Origin of the sequence: Polymorphospora rubra (assembly GCF_018324255.1) — a bacterium.
Lineage (GTDB): Bacteria > Actinomycetota > Actinomycetes > Mycobacteriales > Micromonosporaceae > Polymorphospora > Polymorphospora rubra.
The window spans coordinates 6,652,068-6,678,534 of sequence record NZ_AP023359.1 but is presented as its reverse complement, the minus strand read 5'-3'; the positions used below and the strand labels follow the sequence as shown (position 1 = coordinate 6,678,534).

At 72.2% G+C, this 26,467-nt stretch carries 24 protein-coding genes, 1 tRNA gene and 4 pseudogenes; 21 read left to right on the top strand and 8 right to left on the bottom strand.

Features of this window, described 5'->3' with window-relative positions:
- Positions 1-2: 2 nt before the first annotated feature.
- The 3 genes from Prubr_RS30040 to Prubr_RS30030 form a co-directional block, all read right to left on the bottom strand.
- Positions 3-938 carry a DUF2332 domain-containing protein gene (locus Prubr_RS30040; protein WP_212818219.1) on the bottom strand — a complete coding sequence of 312 codons (936 nt, stop codon included), beginning with the start codon at positions 936-938 and terminating at the stop codon, positions 3-5.
- A 223-nt stretch (positions 939-1,161) separates the two neighbouring features.
- Entirely contained in the window at positions 1,162-1,980 is an 819-nt protein-coding gene (locus Prubr_RS30035) for an alpha/beta hydrolase (RefSeq protein WP_212818218.1), read from the bottom strand.
- 55 nt (positions 1,981-2,035) lie between these two features.
- Positions 2,036-2,452, bottom strand: coding sequence for an SDR family NAD(P)-dependent oxidoreductase (locus Prubr_RS30030; RefSeq protein ID WP_212818217.1), 417 nt, complete (start codon positions 2,450-2,452; stop codon positions 2,036-2,038).
- A 41-nt stretch (positions 2,453-2,493) separates the two neighbouring features.
- Between Prubr_RS30030 and Prubr_RS38560 the strand changes: the two are divergent.
- The 12 genes and pseudogenes from Prubr_RS38560 to pstB form a co-directional block, all read left to right on the top strand.
- Positions 2,494-2,787, top strand: a pseudogene (locus Prubr_RS38560) (GNAT family N-acetyltransferase); the annotation flags it as partial.
- A 95-nt stretch (positions 2,788-2,882) separates the two neighbouring features.
- Complete coding sequence (locus tag Prubr_RS38555; protein ID WP_485020585.1) at positions 2,883-3,122, top strand: GNAT family N-acetyltransferase; 240 nt, start codon at positions 2,883-2,885, stop codon at positions 3,120-3,122.
- A 248-nt stretch (positions 3,123-3,370) separates the two neighbouring features.
- Positions 3,371-3,451: pseudogene (locus Prubr_RS37270) on the top strand (SAM-dependent methyltransferase); the annotation flags it as partial.
- Between the two features lie 206 nt (positions 3,452-3,657).
- Complete coding sequence (locus Prubr_RS37265) at positions 3,658-3,972, top strand: hypothetical protein (protein WP_246569158.1); 315 nt, start codon at positions 3,658-3,660, stop codon at positions 3,970-3,972.
- 133 nt (positions 3,973-4,105) lie between these two features.
- A pseudogene (gene pip / locus Prubr_RS30015) lies at positions 4,106-5,058 on the top strand (prolyl aminopeptidase).
- 45 nt (positions 5,059-5,103) lie between these two features.
- The gene (locus tag Prubr_RS30010) at positions 5,104-5,559 is read left to right on the top strand and encodes a helix-turn-helix domain-containing protein (protein WP_246567841.1); all 456 of its coding nucleotides are present in this window, start codon (positions 5,104-5,106) and stop codon (positions 5,557-5,559) included.
- Positions 5,552-5,920, top strand: a complete 369-nt coding sequence (locus Prubr_RS30005; protein WP_212818216.1) for a DUF4180 domain-containing protein — start codon at positions 5,552-5,554, stop codon at positions 5,918-5,920. The genes Prubr_RS30010 and Prubr_RS30005 overlap by 8 nt, the downstream gene beginning before the upstream one ends.
- A gap of 158 nt (positions 5,921-6,078) precedes the next feature.
- Positions 6,079-6,609, top strand: coding sequence for a hypothetical protein (locus tag Prubr_RS30000; protein WP_212818215.1), 531 nt, complete (start codon positions 6,079-6,081; stop codon positions 6,607-6,609).
- Between the two features lie 239 nt (positions 6,610-6,848).
- Positions 6,849-7,952, top strand: a complete 1,104-nt coding sequence (gene pstS, locus Prubr_RS29995; protein WP_212818214.1) for a phosphate ABC transporter substrate-binding protein PstS — start codon at positions 6,849-6,851, stop codon at positions 7,950-7,952.
- A 115-nt stretch (positions 7,953-8,067) separates the two neighbouring features.
- Complete coding sequence (pstC, locus tag Prubr_RS29990; RefSeq protein WP_246567839.1) at positions 8,068-9,048, top strand: phosphate ABC transporter permease subunit PstC; 981 nt, start codon at positions 8,068-8,070, stop codon at positions 9,046-9,048.
- Positions 9,045-10,118 carry a phosphate ABC transporter permease PstA gene (gene pstA, locus Prubr_RS29985; RefSeq protein WP_212818213.1) on the top strand — a complete coding sequence of 358 codons (1,074 nt, stop codon included), beginning with the start codon at positions 9,045-9,047 and terminating at the stop codon, positions 10,116-10,118. Before pstC ends, pstA begins: the two co-directional genes overlap by 4 nt.
- A 16-nt stretch (positions 10,119-10,134) precedes the next feature.
- A complete protein-coding gene (pstB, locus tag Prubr_RS29980) occupies positions 10,135-10,914 on the top strand; it encodes a phosphate ABC transporter ATP-binding protein PstB (protein WP_212818212.1) in 780 nt (259 codons plus the stop codon).
- Between the two features lie 67 nt (positions 10,915-10,981).
- Here the strand turns inward: pstB and Prubr_RS29975 are convergent, their stop codons facing one another.
- Positions 10,982-12,073 (bottom strand): hypothetical protein, encoded by a 1,092-nt coding sequence (locus tag Prubr_RS29975; RefSeq protein WP_212818211.1) that lies wholly within the window; start codon positions 12,071-12,073, stop codon positions 10,982-10,984.
- Between the two features lie 132 nt (positions 12,074-12,205).
- Here Prubr_RS29975 and Prubr_RS29970 point away from each other — a divergent pair, with 132 nt between their 5' ends.
- Complete coding sequence (locus Prubr_RS29970) at positions 12,206-12,832, top strand: ribonuclease FAU-1 family protein (protein WP_212818210.1); 627 nt, start codon at positions 12,206-12,208, stop codon at positions 12,830-12,832.
- 30 nt (positions 12,833-12,862) lie between these two features.
- On the opposite strand, the gene Prubr_RS29965 is transcribed toward Prubr_RS29970, so the two are convergent.
- Together Prubr_RS29965 and Prubr_RS29960 are read right to left on the bottom strand one after the other, a co-directional pair.
- On the bottom strand, positions 12,863-15,103 hold the full coding sequence (locus Prubr_RS29965) for a hypothetical protein (RefSeq protein WP_212818209.1): 2,241 nt from the start codon (positions 15,101-15,103) through the stop codon (positions 12,863-12,865).
- A gap of 2 nt (positions 15,104-15,105) precedes the next feature.
- Positions 15,106-15,177: transfer RNA gene (locus Prubr_RS29960), tRNA-Arg, on the bottom strand.
- 257 nt (positions 15,178-15,434) lie between these two features.
- On the opposite strand from Prubr_RS29960, the gene Prubr_RS29955 reads away from it, so the two are divergent.
- Both Prubr_RS29955 and Prubr_RS29950 read left to right on the top strand, forming a co-directional pair.
- Positions 15,435-16,934 (top strand): ABC-F family ATP-binding cassette domain-containing protein, encoded by a 1,500-nt coding sequence (locus Prubr_RS29955; RefSeq protein WP_246567837.1) that lies wholly within the window; start codon positions 15,435-15,437, stop codon positions 16,932-16,934.
- Positions 16,935-17,078: 144 nt separating this feature from the next.
- Positions 17,079-18,080, top strand: a complete 1,002-nt coding sequence (locus tag Prubr_RS29950; RefSeq protein ID WP_212818208.1) for a tyrosine-type recombinase/integrase — start codon at positions 17,079-17,081, stop codon at positions 18,078-18,080.
- A gap of 321 nt (positions 18,081-18,401) precedes the next feature.
- On the opposite strand, the gene Prubr_RS29945 is transcribed toward Prubr_RS29950, so the two are convergent.
- The gene (locus Prubr_RS29945) at positions 18,402-19,235 is read right to left on the bottom strand and encodes a hypothetical protein (protein WP_212818207.1); all 834 of its coding nucleotides are present in this window, start codon (positions 19,233-19,235) and stop codon (positions 18,402-18,404) included.
- A gap of 432 nt (positions 19,236-19,667) precedes the next feature.
- Here Prubr_RS29945 and Prubr_RS29940 point away from each other — a divergent pair, with 432 nt between their 5' ends.
- From Prubr_RS29940 to Prubr_RS29915, 6 genes and pseudogenes are all read left to right on the top strand, one after another.
- The gene (locus Prubr_RS29940; RefSeq protein ID WP_212818206.1) at positions 19,668-20,642 is read left to right on the top strand and encodes an amidohydrolase family protein; all 975 of its coding nucleotides are present in this window, start codon (positions 19,668-19,670) and stop codon (positions 20,640-20,642) included.
- Entirely contained in the window at positions 20,639-21,853 is a 1,215-nt protein-coding gene (locus Prubr_RS29935) for an SfnB family sulfur acquisition oxidoreductase (RefSeq protein WP_212818205.1), read from the top strand. Before Prubr_RS29940 ends, Prubr_RS29935 begins: the two co-directional genes overlap by 4 nt.
- Positions 21,854-21,878: 25 nt before the next feature.
- Positions 21,879-22,751, top strand: a complete 873-nt coding sequence (locus Prubr_RS29930) for an ABC transporter permease (protein ID WP_212818204.1) — start codon at positions 21,879-21,881, stop codon at positions 22,749-22,751.
- Between the two features lie 22 nt (positions 22,752-22,773).
- Entirely contained in the window at positions 22,774-23,496 is a 723-nt protein-coding gene (locus Prubr_RS29925) for an ABC transporter ATP-binding protein (protein ID WP_212818203.1), read from the top strand.
- Between the two features lie 29 nt (positions 23,497-23,525).
- Entirely contained in the window at positions 23,526-24,515 is a 990-nt protein-coding gene (locus Prubr_RS29920; protein ID WP_212818202.1) for an ABC transporter substrate-binding protein, read from the top strand.
- A gap of 2 nt (positions 24,516-24,517) precedes the next feature.
- A pseudogene (locus Prubr_RS29915) lies at positions 24,518-25,578 on the top strand (LLM class flavin-dependent oxidoreductase).
- A gap of 122 nt (positions 25,579-25,700) precedes the next feature.
- Here Prubr_RS29915 and Prubr_RS29910 read toward each other — a convergent pair.
- Complete coding sequence (locus Prubr_RS29910; RefSeq protein ID WP_212818201.1) at positions 25,701-26,267, bottom strand: RICIN domain-containing protein; 567 nt, start codon at positions 26,265-26,267, stop codon at positions 25,701-25,703.
- Between the last annotated feature and the right edge of the window lie 200 nt (positions 26,268-26,467).

The following is a 26,467-nucleotide window of genomic DNA, read 5'->3' as shown; positions in this document are numbered from 1 at the left end:
CGTCATCCGAACCAGGTGATCGACTGCCCGTGCCCCCGCACCCAGGCGAGCGGCCTGCCGTCCAGCGCCAGCACGTTGTGCAGCGCCTCGTCCGGTGGTGCGGGCAGATCGTCGAAGCCCACCACGTCGGGAGCCTCGACGCTGATCCAGTGTCCGGGCAGTGTCCGCACCGTCTCGACGAAGCGTTCCCGGGGCGCGGCCGGCACCTGGTAGAGCACGGAGGTGTGGAAGACGACGAGCGTCGCGTCGGCCGGGGCCTTCGCGGCCAGGGCCGGCAGGTCGTCCAGCAGGTCGCCGCGCACCAGCAGGGGCGGATCCGCCCGGGCGACCGCCACGGCGTCGCGCAGCCGCGCCCGCCGGTGCGTGTGCTCGGGCCAGACCAGTGCCTCCAGCCAGGCGACGTCGGCCGGGTCGGTCACGTCGAGCGGGTTCAGGTCCAGGCCCGCCCGCCAGACCACCTGCGGTGGAACGGACGGTACGGGGACGCCGGTGGCGGCGCACTCGAGCACCGGTGTACCGGATCCGACGGCGTGATCGCCGTAGCGGTAGGCGTACCGGTCGGGGTAGAGGCACAGGCCGGCGGACGCGCCCACGTCCAGCAGGGCCAGCGGCTGCGGCAGTGTGGCGAGCGCCGGCAGCAGGGCGGCGCAGCGCCCGGCCTCGTTGGTCTGCGTGGCCCGGTCGCGCATTTCCGCCGCCACCGCCGGCCAGTGCGCCACCGTGAAGTCGTGGAACGCGGCCGGGTCGTCGACCGGGCCGCCGAGCAGGCGTACGACGGCGAACATCAGGTTCGGCTGTCGCTTGCCCGGCGGCAGCCCGGCCAGCAGCGCCAGGATCTCGGCGTCGCGGGACACCGCGTACGCGAGCCGCTCGTAGGTGGGCGACTCGCCGCTCGCCTCCCGGGCGGCGAACTGGCGGTAGGTGTCGGCGATCGTCACCGGACCATGCTCGCACGGACCCGGACCGGGCGGCGGCCCACCGGAAGCTCACGGGCGTCATCGTGGGGGCCGGGGTACGGTCCGCCGGTGGACGATGCAGACGGCTACTTCGGGCATCGACATGTCCCGCGATGGTGGCCCGGCTGCGGGCCAAGCCCGGCGGCGACGCGGTCGGCGTAACGTCTCGGTCTGGAAGAAGCCGGCCGACTGACCGGGCCCGCGGTCAGGGACGCGGATCGGCGAAGAAGGCGAGTACGGGGTCGATCACCCGGTGCGGTTGGGTCACCGGGGTCAGGTGGCCGGCGTCGGGCAGTTCCACGTACCGGCTGCCGGGGATCGCCTCGGCGACCTCCCGGGCCCGTACGACGAAGGTGTCCGCGTCCTGGCCGAAGCCGACGACGAGGCAGGGGACCCGTACGCCGGTGAGCGCGTCGAGCCGCTCCTGGTATCCGGTGATGAACGCGGCGGACCGCCGCCGTGGTTCGGGGTGCTCGGCGGGCCGGACCGACCAGGCCCGGGCGGCGTCGACCATCGGGGCCACGAAGGCGTCGTCGCCCAGCGCCGCGGGCGGGTAGCTGGTGAGCAGCAGCATCGCCAGCCGTACCGGGTCGAGTTCCGGGCCCGCCGCGTCCAGGGCCGACGAGGCGGCCTGGAGGATGCGGTCGACGCTGTTCTGCCGGCCGTACGTGGCGACGAGCGCGGCCGCCTCGACCAGGTCGGGCCGCAGCAGCGCCACCTCCTGGGCGATGGCCGCGCCCTGTGACCAGCCGAGCAGGCGTACCGGACCGGCGGCCAGGTGTGCGACGAACGCGACGACGTCCCGTACGACGCCGGCGGGGGCGTACGCGGGGCCGGTGTGGACGAAGGTGACGGCCTCGTACCCGGCGTCGACCAGGGCGGCGACGAACGGTGGCGTCCACCAGTCGGGGTCGGCCTGCGGGTTGCCGAGGATCACGACCGGTGGGCCGTGGCCGTGCCGCCGGTAGCGGCCGACGTCGCAGGTCAGGAAGTCGCAGGTCAGGAATCCGTTGGCCGCATCCATCCGGAACTCCCGCCGCCCGTTCGCCGTCCGGTCCGCCCCGGACGATAGCCGGTCGTCAGTGGCGGGCGGGGGTGGCCGGTGGGCCGGGCCAGGTGAACGCCGGGTCCTTCAGGTAGTCGTCGCGGCGGGCTTCCAGGGCCAGCCGGACCATGTCGTGGGCGCCGTTGCCGATCACCGTACGCAGCGGCGGGTCCGGCTGGTCGAGGAGGGCGAGCAGCGCCTCGGCGGCCACCGACGGCGGCGGCTCGGCCCACTCGCCGGGGGCCACCTCGTCGACGACGGACCGGACGGCGGCGTGGTCGGCGACGTCGAGCCGCCGGCGGTGCAGGGTCGGAAAGCGTGCGGCGACGTCGTCGAGGGCGTCGTCGCGGCGTACGGTCGCCACGACGGTGTCGCCGTGGGCGAGGGCGGCCTCGACGAACGCGCGTCCCAGGCCCCGGCCCGCTCCGGTGACGAACCACAGTCGTGCCATCCGGGCACCATACCGTCGATCAGATCGGTGATGATGGGGCCATGCCGACACTTGCCGGCCCGGCGTTGCCCGCCGGTGCCCTGCGCGGGCTGGCGCAGCCCCACCTCATCGTGGACGACGGGCTGGTGTTGCGGCCGTGGCGGGTGGACGACGCCGTGGTCGTACGGGCCGCGTTCGACTGTCCGGTCATCCGGCGCTGGCACGCCCGCCGGATCGACAGCGACGACGAGGCACGGGAGTGGATCGCCGGCTGGGCCGGGCGCTGGGCGGACGAGACGGACGCCAGCTGGGCGGTCGTCGACGGGCGCGACGCGCCGGTCGGCCAGGTCGGGCTGCGGACCGTCTCACTGTCGGAGGGGGTGGCGCAGCTGTCGTACTGGGTGCTGCCGGCGGCGCGGGCGGCGGCGTCGCCGGTCGGGCGGCGCGGGCGATGGCGGCCTGGACGTTCGGCACGCTCGGGCTGCACCGGCTGGAGCTTCGGCACTCGGTCGGGAACCTGGCGTCGTGCCGGGTCGCCGGCCGGGCGGGGTTCGGGCTGGAGGGGACGGCGCGCGGCGCGACGCTGCACGCCGACGGCTGGCACGACATGCACGTACACGCCCGGCTGCGGACCGACACCGCCAGCGCAACCGGCGTAAAACCGGTCGACGGTGCCGACGCCGGGGGTTAGGTTGGCGATCTTCATGTCTCGTGGGAGGTGGACCATGCCGGTGTCCGTCGCGTCGCCCCGGATCGACCAGCTGACCATCCCTGACGTGAGGAACCCCAGAAGTGGACCTTCCACCTAGTTTCACCATCCGCGAGCGCGACCACCGCATCCACGACCCGTTCACCGAGGAGAAGTTCGCGATCCTCGGCCGGGCGATCGGGCTGCGGCCCGGGACGACCGTGCTCGACCTGGCCAGCGGCAGCGGCGAGATGCTGTGCCAGTGGGCCCGTGACCACGGCGTCACCGGCGCCGGGGTCGACATCAGCACCGTGTTCGTCGCCGCCGCCCGGGCCCGGGCGGACGAGCTGGGGGTCGCCGACCGGGTGACGTTCCGGCACGGCGACGCCCCGCCGGCCACGTCGCCGCGACGCCGGTCGACGTCGCGGCGTGTGTCGGCGCCACCTGGATCGGTGACGGCGTCGCCGGCACCATCGCCCTGCTCGAACGCAGTCTGGCCCCGGGCGGGCTGCTGCTGGTCGGCGAACCGTACTGGCGGATGGACCCGCCCGACCAGGCGACCGTCGAAGGCTGCCACGCCACGAGCCGCGACGACTTCCGGGACCTGCCGGGCCTGGTCAGCCTCTTCGGCGACCTCGGCTGGGACCTGGTCGAGATGGTCCTCGCCGACGAGGACAGCTGGGACCGGTACGTGGCCGCGCAGTGGTTCACGGTGCGGACATGGCTGGACGCCAACCCCGGCCACGAGCTGGCCGGTGCGTTCCGGGCCGAACTCGACACCGCCCCGCTGCAGTACGTCCGCTACGGGCGGCCGTACCTGGGGTGGGGTGTCTTCGTGCTGAAGCGGCGCTGACCCCGTACGGCGGCCGGCCGGTTCCCGTGGCCGGCCGCCGCCCGGCGGAGGTTCGGTAAATCGACTTGCGTGCCCGCGCCGGGTCCGGATGATCGGGGAACGTCAGCGCCGTCGACGTCGTGGAGGCCGGAAAATGGGAGAGCTGTATCCGCCGATCGAGCCGTACGAGACGGGGATGCTCGACGTCGGCGACGGCAACCTCGTCTACTGGGAGGTCAGCGGGAACCCGGACGGCAGGCCCGCGGTCGTCGTCCACGGCGGGCCCGGCTCCGGGTCCGGGTCCCTCGCCCGGCAGTTGTTCGACCCGGACCGCTACCGGATCGTCCAGTTCGACCAGCGTGGCTGCGGACGCAGCACACCGCACGCCGCCGATCCCGCCACCGACCTGGCGCCCAACACGACCTGGCATCTGGTCGCCGACATGGAGCGGCTGCGGGAGCACCTCGGCGTCGACCGGTGGCTGCTGCACGGCGGCTCGTGGGGTTCGACGCTGATCCTGGCGTACGCGCAGCGGCATCCGGAGCGGGTGTCCGAGATCGTCATCTCGGCCGTGACGACGACCCGCCGTTTCGAGATCGACTGGCTGTACCGGGGGGTCGGCCGCTTCTACCCGCAGCAGTGGGAACGGTTCGTCGCCGAGTCCGGCACGACCGCCGACGGCGATCTTGTCGGGGCGTACGCCCGGCTGGTGAACCATCCCGACGCCGCGGTCCGGGAGAAGGCGACCGTCGACTGGCTCGCCTGGGAGGACGCCGCCGTGTCCAACGAGACGAAGGGCGCCAGCAACCCGTACAGCGACCGGCCGCCGGCCGCCAAGCTGGCGTTCGTACGCATCTGTTCGCACTACTTCGCGCACGGCGCGTGGCTGGAGGAGGGGCGCTGATCCGCGACGCCGGCCGGCTGGCCGGGATTCCCGGTGTGCTGGTCCACGGCCGGGTCGACCTGGGTGGCCCGCTCGACACCGCCTGGCAGCTCGCCGGGGCCTGGCCCGACGCGGAGTTGATCGTCGTCGAGGAGGCCGGGCATCTGCCCACCGGCACGACCCGTGACCACGTGCGGCAGGCACTCGACCGCTTCGCCGCCTGACGCCACCTTCCCCATCGTTCCCCATCTGACGTAAGGTGGGGCGCGATGGGGAACGAAATGTACTCGGTGGAGCAGGTGGCCGACCGTCTCGGCCTGCACGTACGGACCGTGCGCGGTTACATCCGTGCCGGCCGGCTCAGGGCGGTGCGGATCGGCAAGCAGTACCGGATCGCCGGCGCCGACCTCGACGTGTTGACCGGGCAGCCGCCACCCGCCGCGCCCACCCGCGTCGCGCCGGTGGAGGTGTCGAGCATCGTGCAGGTCGACGGCGTCGACCAGTCCGGCGCGGACCGGCTGGGCACGCTCGTGCTGGCCGCCGCGAACAATGCCGGCGACCCCGCGCATCCGCTGCGCGTACAGACCGTCCACGACCGGGAGAGGAACCGGATGAAGATCGTCATACTCGGCGGTGCGGCCGAGACCGCCGAACTGCTGCGCCTGGTCGACGCCGTGCTCGCCGACGGCAACGGTCTGCTCGCCGGGGAGGTGGACGGTGCCTGACGTGGTGCGGGAACTGGGCGGGGTGCCGGTGCTGGTCTGCGACCCGGCGGGTCCGCCGGTGGCCACCGAGCAGGACGCGTTGGACCTGATCGGCGCGGCGTTCGCCGGAGCCGAGGTGGTGGCCGTACCCGCGAGCCGGCTCGACGACGACTTCTTCTCGCTGGGCACCCGGTTCGCCGGCGAGGTGATGCAGAAGTTCGTCAACTACCGGCTGCGGCTGGTGGTCGTCGGCGACATCAGCCGGCACCTGGCGGCCAGCGCGGCGCTGCGGGCCCTGGTACACGAGTCGAACCGGGCCGACCACGTCTGGTTCGTACCCGACCTCGACGCGCTCGACGACCGGTTGCGCGCCGCCGCCTGACCGGCCGCGCCGCCCCCGGTTGGCCGCCCCTCCGTACGCAAAGATGATCTTGCGTTACCTGACGGTGATACTTTGACGCGCACGTGACCGTGTCGCCGGCTCCCCATGTCGGCGCGATGGCGCGTGGTCGCGATTGGACAGCCATCGGGGCGGGGCAGATGAACCGACGACGTGGATCACTTTCCGGGCAGGCGGGGCTGCGCTCCGCCGACCTGGTGCATCTCGCCGTGCCCGCCGAGTACGTCAACCACATCGTCCGCCTCATCGAAGACCTCGACCAGCGCAACCGGCCCCTTCCGCCGCCGGCGCCGCGCCCGCGTCCCGCCGGCCCGCGGCACGACCGGGAGTGGCCGGTGGAGGAGCTGCGCCGGTTCGCCCAGGGTCGGTCGCGCACCCACGAGACCGTGGTCGCGATCCTCGACCTGCTCTCCGACCTGCCCGACCAGCGCCTGCGGGTCGCCGAGATAGCGGCCCGGCTGGGCAGCCCCGCCGACAAGATCATCGGCGCGATGGCCGGCCTGACCCGGATCGTCAAGGCCTACCACGACTATCCCGCGCTCGGCCTGCCGTTGCGCCGGGTCACCCAGCCGGCCGCGGGGCGGTCCGGCAGCGTGTCGTACACCGTGACCGCCGAACAGGCCCGGCGCTGGAAGGCCGCCCGCGCGACCCAGCCCCACCCGCTGTCCTGAATCACAGCGAAACACCCCTTTCATACCTGATGCGGTGGTTTGTCATTCGCTGCGCCCTCTGTCTGCTGCGACGCGGCAACCGGGTGACGTTACAAGTTTGGTTCACCTGACGTTCACCATCGTCCGCCCGCCCGTTTAGCAAGGGCTCGTAGCGTCCACGACGTTCGAGACGGCGACCCGCGACAAAGACGCACCCGCCAGCGGCGTCGCCACCCCGACCTCAGAGAGGCAATGAAACCGTGAAGCGCAGAACCCTTCGGCTGGCCGCCCTGCCGGTCGCCGTCATGCTTGCCCTCGGCATGGCCGCCTGCAGCGGCGACTCCGAGGAGAATGGCTCGGACACCGGCACCACCACCGAGCTCAGTGGCAGCCTCGCCGGCTCCGGCGCTTCGGCCCAGGGTGCCGCGATGGAGGCCTGGATCGCGGGCTTCTCCAGCGAGGCCCCCGACGTCACCGTGACCTACGACCCGATCGGGTCCGGCGGTGGCCGCAAGGCGTTCATCGAGGGCGGCGTGCAGTTCGCCGGCTCCGACGCCTACCTCAAGCCCGAGGAGATGACGGCGGCGCAGGCCAAGTGCGGGCCCAACGGCTTCATCGAGTTCCCGGGCTACATCAGCCCGATCGCGGTCGCCTACAACCTGCCGAGCGTGCCGAAGCTGAACCTGTCGGCGTCGGTCATCGCGCGGATCTTCGACAACAAGATCACCAAGTGGAACGACCCGGCGATCGCCGAGCTGAACTCCGGCGCCACCCTGCCGGACAGCAACATCACCGCGGTGCACCGCTCCGACGAGTCCGGCACCACCGAGAACTTCGTCGACTACCTCTCGCAGGCCGCCCCGAACGACTGGCCGCACGAGGTCTCCGGCGAATGGCCGAACCAGAGTGGTGAGGCCGCCGCGCAGACCCAGGGTGTCGCCGCCGCGCTGCGCGGTGGTGAGGGCACCATCGGCTACATCGACGCGTCGCAGGCCACCGGCCTCGGTGTCGCCGCCATCCAGGTCGGCGAGACCTTCGTCGAGTACTCGGCGCAGGCCGCTGCCGCCGTCGTCGACGCCGCCACCAAGGTCGACGGCCGTACCTCGACGCACAGCTACGCGATCGACCTGCCGCGGGACACCACCCAGGCCGGCGTGTACCCGATCGTGCTGGTCTCCTACCAGCTCGCCTGCACCAGCTACCCGACCCAGGAGCAGGCCGACCTGGTCAAGGCCTTCCTCTCCTACGTGATCAGCGAGCCGGGCCAGCAGGCTGCCGCCCAGAACGCCGGCTCCGCGCCGATCTCGGCCCAGCTCCGCACCCAGGCCCAGGCCGCCATCGACGCCATCACCGCGGCTGGCTGATCAACACGAACACCAGGGCAGGACGCAGTGACGCGGGTCCTACCGGCCATCCGGCCGGTAGGACCCGCTCCGCGCGCCGGGCCCCTCACTGAAGAAGTCCGAGGAGGCGCACACCGTGACATCACCCGCCACCGCCGTGAGCGGAGCCCCCACCGGCGGGGACAAGAAGCCGGGTTGGCGCGGTTCCCGCGCCCGGCTCGGCGACCGGATCTTCGCGGGGACGGCGACCAGCGCCGGGATCATCATCCTGGTGACCCTGGCCGCCGTCGCCGCGTTCCTGCTGTTCGAGGGTTTCCCGGCGCTGGTCGCCGACGGCGAGGACCTGCCCGGCGGTGAGGGCTTCCTCGCCTTCGTCGGCCCGCTGCTGTTCGGCACGGTGCTGGCCGCCGTCATCGCGCTGCTGGTCGCGTTCCCGCTGTCGATCGGCATCGCGCTGTTCATCTCGCACTACGCACCGCGGCGGGTCGCGTCCGGCCTGGGCTATCTCGTCGACCTGCTCGCCGCCGTACCCAGCGTCGTCTACGGCCTGTGGGGCATCTACTTCCTCGCCCCTGCGATGGTGCCGAGCTTCCGGTGGCTGGAGGAGAACCTCGGCTTCATCCCGCTGTTCTCCGGCCCGGCCTCCACGACCGGCCGGACGATGCTCACCGCCGGCCTCGTCCTCGCCGTCATGATCCTGCCGATCATGACGGCGGTCAATCGGGAGGTGTTCCTGCAGACGCCCCGGCTGCTCGAAGAGGCGTCGCTGGCGCTGGGCGCCACCCGCTGGGAGATGATCCGCCAGACCGTCCTGCCGTTCGGCCGCTCCGGCGTCGTCAGCGGCAGCATGCTCGGCCTCGGCCGCGCCCTCGGCGAGACCATGGCCGTCGCCATGGTGCTGTCCGCCTACAACGTCGTCTCGGTCAACCTGATCGGCACGGTCAACAGCAGCACCATCGCCGCCAACATCGCCCTGGACTTCCCGGAGGCCAGCGGCCTGGCGGTCAACGCGCTCATCGCCTCCGGTCTGGTGCTGTTCGCCGTCACCTTCGTCGTCAACTACGCGGCGCGGGCGATCGTCGCGCGGCGCCGGGAATTCTCGGGAGCGAACGCATGACCCTGACGAAGACGACCCCGGCGGCACCGGCCGGAAAGACCGTCTCCCTCACCAGCGGCAACCTGCCCCGCTGGGTGCCGTGGACGGTCGTCGCGGTCAGCGCCCTCGTCGGCGTGGCCGGTTACACCGTGCTCGGCTGGGCGGCGTTCCCGTCGGCCCTGCTCGGGATCGCGCTGCTGGCGATCGCCCTCCCGGTGCTGTCGCACGTCGTCGAGGGCTCCCGCAAGGCCAGGGACCGGCTCGTCACGATCGCCGTGTCGGTCGCGTTCTCGCTGGCCATCCTGCCGCTGCTGTCGCTGCTCTGGACGGTCGCCGACAACGGCATCGGCCGGTTCGACTGGCAGTTCCTCACCAGCGACATGCGCGGCGTCGTCGGCCCCGGCGGTGGTGCCCAGCACGCCATCGTCGGCACCCTGCTGATCACCCTCGCGGCCGCCGTCATCTCGGTGCCGATCGGCGTCATGTGCGCCGTCTACCTCGTCGAGTACGGCCGCGGCCGGCTCGCCCGGGCGGTCACCCTGCTGGTCGACGTGATGACCGGTATCCCGTCGATCGTGGCCGGCCTGTTCGCCTTCGCCCTCTTCTCGATCTTCTTCGGGCCGGGCGTCCGGTTCGGCATCGGCGGCGCCGTCGCGCTGTCCGTACTCATGATCCCGGTCGTGGTGCGGTCGGTCGAGGAGATGCTCAAGCTGGTGCCGAACGAGCTGCGCGAGGCGTCGTACGCTCTCGGCGTGCCGAAGTGGCGGACCGTGATCAAGGTCGTGCTGCGTACGGCGGCGGCCGGCATCGCCACCGGCGTCACCATCGCCATCGCCCGCGTCATCGGCGAGACCGCCCCGCTGCTCATCATCGCCGGCAGCACCACCGTGCTGAACACCGACCTGTTCGACGGCCGGATGTCGTCGCTGCCGATCTTCACCTACTACTCGTACAGCATCCCCGGTGCCCGGGCCGAGTTCGGCGTCGAACGGGCCTGGGCGGCGGCACTCACCCTGTTCATCATCGTGATGGCACTCAACCTGGTCGCCCGTCTCATCTCCCGCTACTTCTCCCTCTCGAACAGCCGCTGACCAGGGAAGGACTCTCATGGCAAAGCAGATCGACGTCTCGGACCTGAACATCTACTACGGATCGTTCCTGGCCGTCGAGGACGTCAACATGATGATCGAGCCGCGCTCGGTGACCGCCCTGATCGGGCCGTCCGGATGCGGCAAGTCGACCTTCCTGCGGTCGCTGAACCGGATGCACGAGGTGGTACCCGGCGGCCGGGTCACCGGCAAGGTCGCCATGGACGGCCAGGACCTCTACGGCGACGGCGTCGACCCGGTCAACGTACGCCGCCACGTCGGCATGGTCTTCCAGCGCCCGAACCCGTTCCCGACGATGTCGATCTACGACAACGTCGCCGCGGGCGTGAAGCTGAACAGTGGCCGGATGCGCAAGGCCGACCTCGACGAACTGGTCGAGAAGACGCTGCGCGGGGCGAACCTGTGGGAAGAGGTCAAGGACCGGCTCAACCGGCCCGGCTCCAGCCTCTCCGGCGGGCAGCAGCAGCGCCTGTGCATCGCCCGGGCCATCGCGGTCAAGCCGGCCGTGCTGCTGATGGACGAGCCGTGCTCGGCCCTCGACCCGATCTCCACCGTCGCGATCGAGGACCTGATGTACGAGCTGAAGAAGGAGTTCACGATCGTCATCGTGACCCACAACATGCAGCAGGCGGCCCGGGTCAGCGACCGGACCGGCTTCTTCAACATCGCCGGCACCGGCAAGCCCGGCAAGCTGATCGAGATGGACCGCACCCAGCGGATCTTCAGCAACCCTCAGGTCAAGGCGACCGAGGACTACATCACCGGCCGGTTCGGCTGACCGCCACCGGCACCCGAAACGCCCCGGCGACGCCTCGACAGGCCGCCGGGGCGTTCCACGTCCGGGATCAGCACACCGCGTCGACGAGCAGCACCCCGACCCGGTCCGGCTCGACCAGCAGCAGGCAGCCGTAGAAGCCCTCACTGTCCTCCCGGGCCTCGAACGGCAGACCGATCCCGTACGCCAGCAGCGGCCCGCGCGCCGGATCACCGGTGACCTGCTCGGTGACGCAGTCGAACAGCTCCCGGGTCAGCAGGGCGACCAGCCGGTCGCCGGGAAAGCCGGGCAGCGGCTCGTCGTCCGGGTCGTAGTCGCCGATCTTCCCCATCGCCCAGGCCGTCGACCTGGCCAGGTCGAGATTGTGCCGCTCGAAGTCGGCCCGTACGTGCGCGAGCTCCGCCCGGCCCAGCGGCGTCGGAGCACCGTCGTCCCACCGTTCGGCGATCCGTGCCCACCGGTCGGAGGCGGCCCACCACGCCCGGAACGCGGCGTCGGCCGCGGCCGGGGCGAGCCGGCCCAGGCCCAGCTGGTGCGGCTCGACCGTCGCCGTGATCTCCATCCGGTCGTTGTTCGACAACCAGGCCAGCTCGGCCAGCACGGCGGCGACATCACCGGTACGTGTCGCCAGGTCGGGACGGTCGTCGCCGGGGCCGGCCGGCGCCAGGGTCACCCGGGTCGTCCGGCCGGCGCCGCCCCGGCCGAGCAGGTGCAGTTCACCGTCGACCGGGGAGCCGTCCGGTGCGGCGACCACCAGCCGCAGCAGGTCGCCCGACCCGTACGCGAGCTGCCCGGCGAGCCGCTCGGCCAGCAGCCGGGTCCGCTCGTCGGGCGGGACCGGCCCGGCCGCGAACGTGTCGGTCAGCAGCCCGGCGACCGCGGCGGCGACCTCTGCGGGCGGCCGCCCCGGTGTCACCCCGGCCCCGGCCGGGACGAAGCGGTTCAGCGGCTCGGCGCCGACCGGAAGCCGGCCGGGCCGGTCCTGGTCCGGGAACAGCCCGAACTCAGCGAGTTCGGCGGGTGCCGGAACCGTCGCCCAGGCCTGCCCGACCGGGGTGGGCGCCTTACCGAAGGCCGCCGTGACCCGCCACGGCCGGGCCCCGGTGTCCGGATCGGACGGTGCCCAGCAGTCCAGCAGACGTACGGTCGCGGCCAGGGTCACCGGTGCCTCCTCGGGATGGGCTCGACAGTGGATCTCAAGGTACCCGGCGCCGTCGCGTACGCGCCGGTCCACCGAACCCCGGCCGTCGGCTCGGGGCAGTGCCGCGTGATCCGGCCCGGATAGGCTTCGGCGATGCCGTACGCCGAGGGTCAGACAGTCCTGCGCAGGTACGTCCGCGACGGCCGCTACACCTGGGTCCAGCCGATGCGGGTCGTCCGCGACGACGCGGCGGGACTCCTGCTGTGGCATCCGGTCGGCGGGGAGTACGCCCGCGTCGTCGACGCCGACGGCAACACCCAGCACGAACTGTCCCTGGACCTGATGCGCGACCCCCGGCTGCTCCGGCAGCCGTGGCTCGACTACGACATCCTGGTGCTGATGCCGCCGGACACGGCGTACTCGGTGTGGTGGTTCTTCGCCGACGGCAAGTTCGCCGGCTGGTACGTCAACCTCGAAGCCCCGTACCGGCGGCACGACGACGGCGTCGACACCGTCGACCAGGTGCTGGACGTCCGGGTCGACCCGGACCTGACCTGGCGGTGGAAGGACGAGGACGAGTTCGTCGCGCTGACCGGGCACCCGCTCTATTTCGACGCCGCCACCGCCGACGCGGTCCGGGCGGTGGGGCGACAGGTGATCGCGCTCGCCGAGCGGGCTGAGTACCCGTTCGACGGCACGTACGTCGACTTCACCCCGGATCCGGCCTGGCCGGTGCCGCGGATGCCGGCCGGCTGGGACCGCCCCGACGCGCGTCCCTGAGCAGGGCCCTCGCCCGGCGGCGCCGGCCCGCTACCGCAGCCAGTGCCGGTCGACGGCCCAGCCGAGCAGGCGCCGGCCGGTCCGGGCGGTGCCGTCGGCGGCGAAGCCGCCACCGGCGACGACGTGGGCCAGGCCGTCGAGGGCCGGGGCGAGCCGGTCGCGTACGAACGGCGGTTGCCGGTCCAGGTCGTCCCAGAACAGTTCGACGGCGGCGGTCGGGTCGACGCCCGGCATCGACAGGTGGAAGAGCATCTGGCGCCAGGCGTACGCGGTGTCCTTGATGGTCGGCAGTGGCCGCGGATTGTGCCGGATCCGGGCGGTCAGGACCAGTGCGGTGGCGAAGCCGCGCCGGGCCAGGTCCGGCCAGCCGGCCGTGGGGGAGACGCCGACGTGGACGAGGGTGGCGAGGTTGTGGGTGGTGAGGATCTGCGCCTGCTCGATCACCGTCCCGTTGGCGGCGACCGAATGCCAGCCGCCGCTGCCGGCCCGGGTCAGGCAGAGCGCGTCGAACGCCGCGGAGGTGGCGGCGGCGTGCCGGCCGCGCCGGTCGACGTCGTCGATGCGGGCCAGCGCCGCGTAGTCGATGCCGTAGTAGCGCTCGTACAGGCTGCCGGCGAGCAGTTCGCCGGCGATCTTCGCGGCGGCGAGGAACTTGCCGGAGAAGGTGCCCTCGAAGATGTCGGCGGCCAGTTCCTCCACCCACGGCAGTCCGGCGTCGGCCTCCCGACCGAGCGCGGCGAGCTGGCGCACCATCGGGTTGGGCAGCAGCGTGGCCGGGAACGCGTCGAGGGTGAGCTGCCCGAGCCGGCGCAGTGCGGCGTCCGCGTGGTCGCGGGTGCCGTCGGTGGCGTGCCGGTGCCCGGCGAGTGCCCGTACCCAGGGCAGTTCGTCGAACCGGACCTGGTGTTCGAGGTTGCGCAGCAGCAGCGACCGGCGGTTGCCGAACGCCTGGTGGGTGGCGGCGACGAGAGCCCGCAGCGTCTCGTCCGGGTACGCCGCCGCGGTGGCGGCCGCCGCGATCCGCGGCACGAGCCCGGCCAGGACCTCGGCCGACGGTACGACGCCGGCGGCGACCAGTTCCTCGATGGTGCCGGCCCGGCCACGGGCGATGATCCGGCGGATCGGCTCCGGGATGGGCGCGCCCGCCGGGGCGCCCTGCTCACCGGCACGCACCGGCGCGGTGACCGCCACGACGTCGGCGATCCCGGCGTCCGGTGGCAGGTCGGCCACCCGGTCCCCGACGAGTTGGGCGAACGTGTGGTGGGTCGGGGCGGTGCCGGTGACCGCCTGACGGGTGCGCAGCGCGGTGTGTTCCGGCGAACCCGGGCGGCCGCGGCGGCGCAGCATCGAGTCGACGGCGTGCTGCAACAGTCCCCGGGAGCGGGCCGTCAGTCCGGCACCGTCGACCATGTCCTGCACCGCCGCGCGCAGGATGGCGAGGTTCTCCTTCGGCCGTCGGTGCTTGCCGCACCGGCGGTGCACGGTGGCCAGCCGCTCGTAGTGGTCGAGCAGGGTGATGGCCCGGTCCCGCCACCGGTCGTCGAAGCGTACGGCGACGCGGCCGTCGACCACGGTGTCCAGCCACAGCGCGAGCAGCCGGTCGGCGAACGGGTTCCAGACGGTCAGCGCCTCGCGCATCGCCTCGATCCGCTCGTCGGGGCGGCGCCCGGCCAGCCTGGCGGAGACGTCGGCGGCGGTTTCCCGCCACACCACCGCCGGCCCGGGAGCCGGTACGTCCCGCGGAACGGGCGTGAACCGCAGCCGGTCGGCGTACGGGCCGATCTCGTCCAGCAGCGCCAGGGCGGCGTTCCGGTCGCCGGTGCCGAGCAGCCACGCCACGACCGCCAGGGCCGCGGCCTCGGGCACGTCGACCCGGTAGGTGCCGGCGCGCAGCAGCGCGGTCAGCTCGGCCAGGCCGGACTCGGTCAGGTGGTGGGCGAACAGGGCCCGACGCTGGGCGGGCAGCCCGGTCCGGGTGGCGAGCGCGGTCTCGTGCGGCAGCAGCGGGCCGCCGGCCACGGCGCTACCGGTCGCGAAGCCGCCCCGGACCACCTCAAGGGTGACCCAGGCCGGCAGGCCGGCGACCGGGGTACGCGAGCCGATGGTCAGGACGCCGTTCAGCATGCCGCGCAGCACCGACTCCCACCGGTGCAGCCGTTCGCCGGCCCGCTGCCGGGTCTCGGCGTCCTCGTGCCCGGTCGAGGTGGCGAACGCCTTGGCCAGCTGGGCCGTCGCGTAGCCGGTGCCGATCCGCTTCTCGTTCTCGTCCATCGCCAGCGTGGCGGGTTCCGCCCCCGCGCCCTCCGGGGCCGAAGCCCGGTGCTCTGCTGCTGAGCTACACGCTGTCACCGGCCATGATCATGCCGGCCGGAAGACCGTACCGGACCGGTACGCACCGTGGCACCCCCATAACCCTGCCAATCCGGTTGCCGGTCGCGGGGGCCGCCGGCATGCTGGGGGACGGGCCGTGACCGGCCCGGAGAGGAGAGCCGGCTTCCACATGTGATCCGCCAGGACGCGTCGTCGTGACGCCACGCCACCGGTCCCGCGCCAACCTGGCGTGCGGCCGTACCCGTGCCGGTCCTGTTCTGCGGAGGAAGCCTTGCTCAAAGTCATTTCGGTCGGCAAGACGTACGACGGTGAGCCGCTGTTCGCTGGCGTCGAACTCGCGCTTGGCGCCGGCGACCGGATCGGGCTGGTCGGCCCGAACGGCGTCGGCAAGTCGACGCTGCTGCGCATCCTGACCGGCGCCGAACCGCCGAGCACCGGCCACGTTGCCGTCGCCCCGGGCACCCGGATCGGCTACTTCGCCCAGCAGGTGACCGACCCGGACGCGACCGTCGGCGACTTCCTGCACGCCGGGCTCGGCGAACTCCACGACGTCGACCGCGAGATGCGGGCCCTGGAGCGGCGGCTCGAAGCCGGCGACGACGTGCTGGCCGCGTACGGCGAGGTGCAGGAGCGCTGGACGGCGCTCGCGGGCTGGAAGACGGCGAGCCGGCTCGCCGAGGTTCGCGACCACCTCGACATCGCCCACCTGGCCGACGACACCCCGCTACGCCGGGTCAGCGGCGGCGAACAGGCCCGGCTGACCCTGGCCCGGCTGCTGCTCGACACCCCCGACACCCTGATCCTCGACGAACCCACCAACCACCTCGACGCCGACGGCATCGCCTGGCTCGGGCGGTGGCTGGCCGGGTTCGCCGGCGGGCTGCTGGTGGTCAGCCACGACCGGGCGTTCCTCGACGCTGCCGTGCACCGGATCGTCGAGCTCGACGGCATCCACGACGAGCCACAGTTCTACACCGGCGGCCACACCGAATACCGGGCCGAGAAGGTGCGGCGCTGGCAGAAGCTGCTCACCGACCACGAGGCGCAGGAGAAGGACCGGCGCCGGTGGGAGGCCGACATCGCCCGTACCCGGTCGCATGCGCTCGGCGTCGAGACGACCGTACGCAGCGGGCCCGGCGCCGACCAGCAGCGCCGGTACGCCAAGAAGGTGGCGAAAAAGGCGAAGGCCCGCGAGCGGCGGCTGCGCCGGCAGATGGCGTCGATCCGGTGGATCGCGCAGCCGCAGACCCGGCCCCGGCTGGCGCTCGCGTTTCGCGGCGAGGCGACCGCCGACGAGGTGGTGCTGCGGGTCGCCGGCCTGACCGTCGAACGCGGTGGCCGTACCCTGCTCGACCGGGTCGACCTCGACGTACGCGGCGGAGACCGGATCCTGGTCACCGGCCGCAACGGCGCCGGCAAGACCACCCTGCTGCGGGCGCTGGCCGACGCCGGCCCGGCCGCCGTCGCGGTCCTTCCGCAGACCCACGACGACCTACGCGTCGACGTCTCCGTGCTGGACTTCTTCCGGTCGCACGTCCCGGTGTACGTCGACGACGCCGAACGCCTGCTCGACGGCTACCTGTTCGGGCCCGACCAGTGGTCGGTGCCGCTGCGCACGCTGTCGGCGGGAGAGCTGCGCCGGCTGCTGCTCGCCGTGATGGTCAACAGCCCGGCCCGGGTGCTGCTGCTCGACGAGCCGACGAACTATCTCGACCTCGACTCCCTCGACGTCGTCGAGCAGGCGCTGCAGGCGTTCCGGGCACGCTGTTGACGGTCACCCACGACGCGTACTTCGCCGACGCGGTCGGTCACACCCGGCGGTGGCGGGTCGACGGGGCCGGCCACGTGAACGAGGAATGATCTTTCCGCGCGTCGCGTGGTGCCGGCCCGGCCGGATTGCGGGAAACTGTCCGGCATGCCGGCCATCCCACCGTCCGCTCTCGTTCCGCGTACGACCGCCGTCCCGGCCCTCGGCGGCGACGCGACCGACTTCACCGAGGCGTGGCTGCGCAACCGGCGACTGTCCGAACACACCCGCGACGCCTACCGGCGCGACGTCGCCGGCTGGTTGGCCTGGTGCGCGCAGCGGTCGGTGGAGCCGCTCGCGGTGTCGTTCCTCGACGTCAACGCGTACGCCCGCGACCTGGAGTCCACCGTGGACACCCGCAGCGGCCGGCCGGTCGCCGCGTCGACCGTGGCCCGCAAACTGTCGGCGCTGTCGAGCTGGTACGACTTCCTCGTCAAGCTGCGCGCCCTGGACGCCAACCCGGTCTCCGGCGCCGACCGGCCCCGGCTCAACCGCGACCACTCGGCGACCGTCGGCCTGGCCCCGGACGAGGTCGACGCGCTGCTCGCCGCCGCCGACACCGCCACCGGCCCGACCGCGGCCCGCAACCGGGCCGCCGTCGCCCTGCTCGCCGACCTCGGGCTACGGGTCGGCGAACTCGTGTCGCTCGACATCACCGACCTCGGCCACGAGCGCGGGCACCGCAGCGTCCGCTTCGTCGGCAAGGGCGGCCGACCCCGTCGTCGGGCGCTTACCCCGTCGACCACGTACGCCGTCGACGCGTACCTGACCGACCGGGCGGTGACCGCCCGGGTCCGGCTCGACGAGCTGACCGGCCCGCTGCTGGTCACCGCCACCGGCGGCCGGCTGGACCGGCACGCCGTGTTCCGGCTGGTCCGCCGGCTGGCGAGGGACGCCGGCATCCCGGCCTGGTCGAAGCTGTCACCGCACTCGCTGCGACACGCGTTCGCGACCACCGCCCGGTCGGAGGGGGTGCCGCTGGAGGACGTGCAGGACGCGATGGGGCACGCCGACCCGCGCACCACCCGCCGCTACGACCGGGACCGGCACAACCTGGACCGCGACCCGGCGTACGCGATCTGGGCCGCCCGGGCCCGACGCCGCACCTGACCGCTCACCGGCCGGCGGCGCGGTCCGGCCCTCGGCCGCCGGTTGACCCCGTATCAGCCGTCCGACCTGCCGGCCGCAACCGAAGGCGACACGCCGTCAGCGGTTGATCCAGCCACGTCCACCTTGGAACGCCGGGGCGCGGCTTCGTCCGGCGAGCGTCGGGGCGACCGGTAGCTGTTGCGCTCGACAGCGAATTCGCTGTGCATACGCTGAATTCGCTGTGGGCCGCGACAGCAATACCCCGCCGGACCGCCGCCGCGTACACCGGCCCCGTCCGAAGGTGTCGCGGACCGACGGGGCCCGTACCCGCGGGTCGAGGCGTCAGGGAAGGATGCGACGCAGGGACGGCGCGACCGCCGCGACGACTGCCCGGTTCTCCGGCTGGTGGGCGGCCCAGTTGAGGGCGCCGAGCGCCACGACGGGTGGTCCCGATCCCGCCGCGGCGACGAGTTCGGCCTCGGGAAGGATGTCCAGGAGCCGCCGTACGAGCACGCCCTCACCCCACAGCGCCTCGGTCGGGAACGGCAGTCGGCCGAGCCAGTTCAGCAGTACCGTCGCGCGGCTGACCGCATCCGTCTCAACGGCGGCCAGCCGCTCGGCGAGCGCGCACACCCGGTCCTGCGGCAGTTCGGCGGCATGGTTGCCGGCCACACCGAGCAGATCGTCACGGAGGACCTCCGGCACCTGCCGCTCGGCGAGCATCGCCGGCACCGACGCGGGACGGAACTGTGGCCCTTCGGATTCCTCGTAGAAGCCGAGTTCCAGCACGACCGGGGTCAGCAGATCGCCGACGACGTTCCCGACGCCGTGTTCGTAGAGGAACAGCGCCAGGGCCATCGGTGCGGCCGTTTCCAGGTCGTCGCGGAATCCCGGCCGTTCCCACGAGACTCTGCCGTGGCCGTGAACGGTGGCGCTGCCCAGGATCCGGTCGTCGGAGTCGTAAAGCGCCAGGGTCGGGCCGCCGGGGCAGCGGCAGATGCCGCCGACGGGCCGGCCGGCGGTGGCGAGTTCCCGCAGGGTGGCCAGGCGGGCGCTGTCGACGATCTCCGCCCGGATCTCGCGGTCGGGCAGCGGGCCGTCGAACAGGCCGCCCGCGAGGAGTCGCGCGGTACGCGTCCGCGCCCAGGCGTGGGGCAGCCAGTCGGCGAGCAGCACCGCGCCATCGTAGGCGCCTCCGGTTGTACGCCGGCCGGGCCCGCGCCCCCGACGCGGGGCGGCGCCGGGGGTGGATTCGCTGGTCACGGTGGGGGTGGACATCCCGCATCGTGGACGCTTTCTTGTTAATTCCTATGGGGTGAGTAGGGTTATCGCCGTGATCAAGAAGCACTGCACCGCCACCCTGTGTCGGTCCTAGCTAGCTAGCCGCCGGTCTGACCTCTACGGGCCGGCGCCGTCACTGCGGCGTTCACGAAGGGGCCGCGCCCCTGTGGGTGCGTCCGTCGCCCGGAGCCGCTCAACGCCGAGCACTCCGCCCCGCCCGACCCGGGTGCCTTCATCGCCAGTCCCACGAACTGGAACCGCGCGCCGTTCGTCGCGTACGCCCGGTCCAGCCGGTCACGCATCCTTCGCTCAAGAGGTCAGATCAGCATGCCCGAAACAGACTCGCCGGCGATCGTGGACTTCCACGTCCACTACGTCGACCCCGCCCATCCGCCCGCCCTGTGGGCCAACGCCCGGCCCGAGATCGCCAAGCTGCGCGAGCGGACCGTACGCCGGATCGTCGACATCGACGACGTGCTGGAATCGGCGGCGGCCGGCTCGATCACGACGCGGGTCCTCAACGCCCCGCCATCGCTGGTCGCGCCGGCCGGCACGGTCCTGCCGGCCGACACCGTCCGGGCGATCAACGACCACCTGGCCCGGCAGGTCGCCGACCACCCGGGCCGGCTGCTCGGGCTGGCCACCGTCGACGCCTGGCAGGGCGAACAGGCCGCCGACGAACTCCGCCGGGCGGTCACCGAACTCGGCCTGTCCGGCGCGGTCCTCGACGCCGCCGCCGACGGCGGTGACCGGCTCCTCGACGACCCGGCCGCGTTGCCGACGCTACGTGCGGCCGAAGAACTCGGCGTGCCGCTCTTCGTGCACCCGATCAACCCGCGCGGCTTCACCGAACAACTCGAGGGCGTCGGCCGCGCCGGCACCCTGCTCGCCCGGGGCGCCATCGACGCGGCCAGCCTGCTGGCCCTGCTCAACTCCCGCATCCTGGACGACCTGCCCGGGCTGCGGGTCGTCATCCCGCTGATCGGCGCGCCGGCGCTGCTGCTCGGCACGTTCACCGGCCTGGTCGAGCGGATCAGCCGGCACGCCCCGGACCACCTGCGCCGACACGTGTACGTCGACACGATGGGCTTCGACCCGGCCAGCATCCGCTACCTGGTCGACGTCGTCGGCGCCGACCACGTGCTCGTCGGATCGGACTCGCCGATCGTGGCCGAGTCGATCGACCGCGTCGACGTCCTCGCCGCTCTCGCCGCCGCCGGCCTCGACGAGCCCGGTGTCGTGGCCGTCGCCGGCGGAAACGCCCGCCGGCTGCTCGGCGTACCCGAGACGGTCGCGGCATGACCACCGGAACCGAGGCACCGGCCGTCGCCGTCATCGCCGACGGAGCCGAGGCGGTACGGGTCGCCGCCGACCTGGCCCGGCGGTTCGCCCCCGGCGCCAAGGAACGCGACCGGGACCGCACCGTCCCGCGCGCCGAACTGGAACAGATCGCCCGGTCCGGACTGCTCGGCATCACCGTGCCGCGCGCCGCCGGCGGGGCGCAGGCGAGCCACCGCGTACTCGCCGACGTCTTCCGGATCCTGGCCGTCGCCGACGCCTCCATCAGCCAGGTACTCCAGAACCACTTCGTGTTCGTCCGCGTTCTCAGGGACCGGGGCACCGCCGCCCAGCGCGAGTTCTTCCACGCCGAACTGCTGCGCGGCGCCCGCTTCGGCAACGCGATGGCCGAACGCGGCGTCGACCGGCGCAAGGGCGAGACGAACACGTCGCTGCGCCGCCTCGACGGCACGACCGACCTGCTGCTGACCGGCCGCAAGTACTACACGACCGGCGCCGCCACCGCCGACTGGGTGCCGGTGAAGACGAAGGACCCCGACGGCGCCGACGTCGTCGCGTACGTCGCACAGGGCAGCCCCGGCCTGTCGTTCGGCGGCGACTGGTCGGCGCTCGGCCAGCGCGGCACGCACAGCGGCACCACCCTGCTCACCGACGTACGGGTGCCGGCGGACCGGATCGTCGCCTGGCCGTACAACGCCGACGAGCTACGTACGGCCGGCGCCGCCGGGCAGCTGCTGCACGCGGCGATCGACGTCGGCATCGCCGAGGGGGCACTGGCCGCCGCAGCCGAGTACGTCCGTACCCGTACCCGGGCCTATGCCGACAGCCCGTGGGACCGGGCCGCCGACGAACACCACCTGATCAACGACGTCGGCCGGCAGGCGGTGCAGGTACGGGCGGCGCGGGCGCTGCTGGAGCGGGCCGCCGACGCGGTCGACGACGCCGAGGCCGACCCGGTCCTCGACGCCGACAAGGTCGCCGAGGCGTCGCTGTCGGTCGCCGCCGCCCGGGCGTTCACCGCCGAGACGGCGGTGACCACGGCCAGCGAACTGTTCTCGTACGCCGGCACCAGCGCCACCGACGAGGAACACGGCCTGGACAGGTTCTGGCGCGACGCCCGCACCCACACCCTGCACGACCCGACCCGCTGGAAGTACCACCACGTCGGCAACCACGTCCTCAACGGCGTCGCACCCCGGGGGCCACTGCTGTGAACACCGCACGAAGGGAAGGTCCACGATGACCGCGACAGTCCTGTCCACCCCGGACGGGTCGGTCGAGCCCACCGGCGGACGACCGCGCCCGCCGGGGCCGGGCAAGGCACCCAGGAAGACGGGTTCGCTGCGCCGCCGCGTCCTCAAGTCCGGCCGGCGGATCCTGGTGCCCGTCCTGCTCGTCGCCGTCTGGCAGCTCGCTTCCAGCGTCGGCTGGCTCAACCCGACGACGTTCGCCAGCCCCGGCATGGTCTGGGACCGGTTCGTCGAGTTCGCCCAGAGCGGTGTGCTGGCCGACAACGTGCTCGCCTCGCTGCGCCGGGTGGTGCTCGGCCTGCTGATCGGCGTCGCGATCGGGGTCGTACTCGGGCTCGCCACCGGCCTGTCCCGGGTCGCCGACGAACTCGTCGACCCGCCGCTGCAGATGCTGCGCGCCGTACCGACGCTCGGCCTGATGCCGCTGCTGCTGCTCTGGCTCGGCATCGACGAGGCGCTGAAGGTCGGCCTGGTCGCGATCGGCGTGATCTTCCCGATCTACCTGAACTTCAGCAAGGGCATCCGCTCGGTCGACCCCCGGTTCCGGGAACTCGCGCAGAGTTGCGGCGCCTCCCGGTGGACGGTGATCCGGCACATCATCCTGCCCGGGGCGCTGCCGCACCTGCTGATCGGGCTGCGGTTCTCGCTCGCGATCGCCTGGCTCAGCCTGGTCTTCGGCGAGACCGTCGCCGCCGATTCCGGCATCGGCTACATGCTGACCCGGGCCAAGGACTTCCTGCAGACCGACACGATCGTGCTCTGCCTGGCGCTGTACGCGCTGCTCGGCCTGGCGATCGAGAGCCTGGTCCGGGTCATCGAGTGGAAGACCCTGTCCTGGCGCCGAGAGTTCGTGGACTCATGAGCGAGCGAAGCGAGCGGGTGTCATGAGCGGTATCTCCGTACGTGGGCTGCGCAAGCACTACGGCAGCCGGCTCATTCTCGACACCGTCGACCTGGAGGTTCCCCGGGGCGAGTTCCTGGTCATCGTCGGCGAGAGCGGCGGCGGCAAGAGCACCCTGCTGCGCGCCCTGGCCGCGCTCGACACCGACCACGAGGGCGAGGTCGTCGTCGAGCAGCCGGTCGCGGTCGGCTTCCAGGACGCCCGGCTGCTGCCGTGGCGCACGGTGTGGGAGAACGTCGTCTTCGGGCTGCCGGGCAGCCGGTCGGCACTGCGCCGGCAGGCCGTCGAGGTGCTGGCCGAGGTCGGCCTCGAAGCCCGCGCCGACGTGTGGCCGAACACTCTGTCCGGCGGGGAGGCGCAGCGCACCGCCCTGGCCCGTGCCCTGGTGCGCCGGCCCGCCGTACTGCTGCTCGACGAGCCGTTCGGCGCCCTCGACGCGCTGACCCGGCTGCGGATGCAGGCCCTGGTGCACTCGCTGTGGAAGGCGCACGGCTTCACCACGGTCCTGGTCACCCACGACGTCGACGAGGCGATCGTGCTCGCCGACCGGATCCTCGTGCTGACCGACGGCCGGCTCGCCGACGAGATCAGACCCGACTTCGCCGGCGCCCGTACCCGCGAGGACCCCGGCTTCGAACGGACCCGGCTGCGGATCCTCGAACAGCTCGGGGCCGCCCACTACGAAACCGAACTCGGCCGGCACTGACCGGTACCGGACCTCCCGAAAGGCACGTCATGTTCACGCGCAGTTCCCGGCGGGCGACCATCGCCGCCGCCACCGCTCTCGCCGCCGCGCTCGCCGTGGCCGGCTGCGGCGGGGGCGGCGACGACGCGGCCGCCGCCGACGGCACCGTCTCGCTCACCCTGGTCACCACCGACCTGTACGGCTACACCCCGCTGTTCGAGGCGAAGGACCTCCAGGTCCCCGGGGTGAAGATCACGTACCGGGAGTTCGCCAACTCGGTCGAGCTGAACTCCGCGATGGAGGCCGGCCAGATCGACATCTCCGACACCGGCGACATCGGACCGATCAACGCGGCCGCGTCCGGCAGCCGGCAGAAGGTGATCGGCTGCACCAGGCCCAACGACCAGAACATCAAGTACATCGTGCGCCGCGACTCGGGCATCGCCAGCTTCGCCGACCTGCGCGGCAAGCGGGTCGGGATGCCGATCCGGTCCAACCACGGCCTGTTGTACGAGCGGCTGCTGAAGAAGAACAACCTGACCGACAACGACGTCAAGGCGGTCAACATCTCCGGCGCCGATGGCGTCAACGCCCTGGTCAAGGGCGACATCGAGGCGTACTCGGCGAACGCGCCCGGTTCGCCGGACATCCTGGAGCGCTTCCCGGACCTGGTCGAGATCGACGGGATCGCCGGCACCGTCAACAACCTGTACTGCCTGCGGGTCAGCCCGCAGGCGTACGAGAAGAAGCACGAGGCGCTGCGGGCGTTCTTCCGGGTGGCGGCCGAAACCGGGCTGTGGGCGTCGCAGCATCCGGACGAGGCGGCCGAACTGGTCAAGCCGCACGTCGACTACAGCCTGGCGACGCTGTCCACCACCTTCAGGATCAGTGGGGCCGGATACCAGCCGATCGACGACGCGTTCCTGGTCCAGCAGCAGGCGTTCGCCGACGAACTGCTCGACGTCGAGTTCATCGAGAAGCCGGTCGACGTGAAGCAGATCTTCGTCGGCGACTTCAACGACGAACTCCCGAAGGGCTGACCATGAGCACCTCACCGCGCCTGGGGGTGTGGACCCCGATCAGCGGCAACTGGGCCGTCCGCGACCACCCCGACGAGCGGCTCGACGGCAGCTACGCCGACAACCGGCGTACGGTCGTCGACGCCGAACGCCTCGGCTACGACACCACCCTCATCGCCCAGCACACCATCAACCCCGGCGACGACGTCGGCGACGTCATCGACACCTGGACCACGGCGGCGGCGATCGCCGAGGCCACCTCCCGCATCGAGATCATCGCCGCGATCAAGCCGTTCCTCTACAACCCCGGCGTGCTGGCCAAGATGGCAACCCAGATCGGCCACATCAGCCGGGCCGGTTCGCGATCAACCTGGTGTCGGGCTGGTTCCTGCCCGAGATCACCAAGCTCGGCCTGCCGTTGATCGACCACGACCGCCGCTACGACTACTCCCGCGAATGGCTCTCCATCGTGGAGCAGGCGTGGGGGGAGGGCCCGGTGACGGTCGCCGGCGACCACCTGCGGGTCGAGGAGCTACGACTGCGGCCGCGGCCGTACGCCGGCAACCCGCCGGTGGTCTACTTCGGCGGCGAGTCGGAGCCGGCCCGGGTGCTGGCCGCCGAGGCCGCCGACGTGTTCCTGATCAACGGCCGGCCGCTGGACGGGCCGGACGGCGTGAAGGCCATCATCGCCGACCTGCTGTCCCGCCCCCGGCCGTACCGTGACCCGCTGCGGTTCGGGCTGACCAGTTTCCTGATCGCCCGCCCGACGCAGGAGGAGGCGGACGAGGAGTTCGAGAGGCTGTGGCGGCTCACGCAGGCGCAGCGTAAGCCGATCGTGGGCGCCGACCCGGCCCGGGTGATGGGCCGCAACGCGGTCGGCGTGGCCAGCGTCGGCACCAACGGGGGCACGCTGTCCGGCCTCGTGGGCAGCTACGCCCAGATCGCCGACCGGATCAGCGGCTTCGTCGACGCGGGCGTGGAGACGTTCCTGTTCCAGTTCCAGCCGCACTTCGCCGAGATGGAACGCTTCGCGACCGAGGTCGCCCCGCTGCTGCGCTCGCGACACGGCGGTTCGGCCATCTAGTCGGGTGGGCCCGCGCCGTACGGCGCGGGCCCACCCGACTTCGTCACATCGATTCCGTGGACGACCATTCATTCACGTTCACGCACGGCGGGCAGTAGGTGCCGAATGAGGCCGCCTTCATCTCACCACAGTAGTTGCCACCAGTGGTCGTCCGCCACGAGGCAAATGTATGTACCGAGCGTCGCGCCGTTGCCGTCGGCCCCGGCGACACAGCTGTCACCCTTGACGTTTCTGAGCAGTTCGTCTTCGAAATAGAAGAGCTGGTTGTCGTTGGGGCTGGGTGTACAGGTTCGCTGGATCAGCGCTGTCCCGTTCGCGGGTGCGGCGGTGCCCGGCAGGTCCACACACAGCCCGCTTTTCGCGTTACGGATGGTGAAGCTGGAGAATCCGCGACGGTAGTCCACGTACCACCGCTGGTTGTCGGCCTCGGTGTTGTCGCAGGTGTACTGAATGACGGGGTCGCCCGGACGGCCCGCCCCGGCGCCAACGAGGTCCATGCACTTGCCGGTCACGGGGTTGTAGATGTTGAAGGGGCCCGCGGCTGTCGTGTCGACGATCGAATTACTTCTTGTGGCGGGTGGCGCTGGTGTGGAAGAATTCGGGGAGTCGGTTTTGGTAAGGGTTGAGAGTCCGAGAACAGCTATCGCCGGCAACGTCATCGTGGCAGCGATTTTCCAGACCTTCCTCATTGTGTTGCCTCCCCGCGTTTGTGCCGAGCCTTTGTGTAGGGCTCTTTTGTGCCGATGGACGCGCTGGTGGTGCCATTGCGGGAGTTGTGGCTACTGTTGTAGCCATCAATAGGCTATCCGCTTGCGCAAGCTCGGTACAAGGCTTGAATTCGGGGCGGACGCGTGCAGCGACCAGCCACCACGGAAAAGCGGCCTGACGG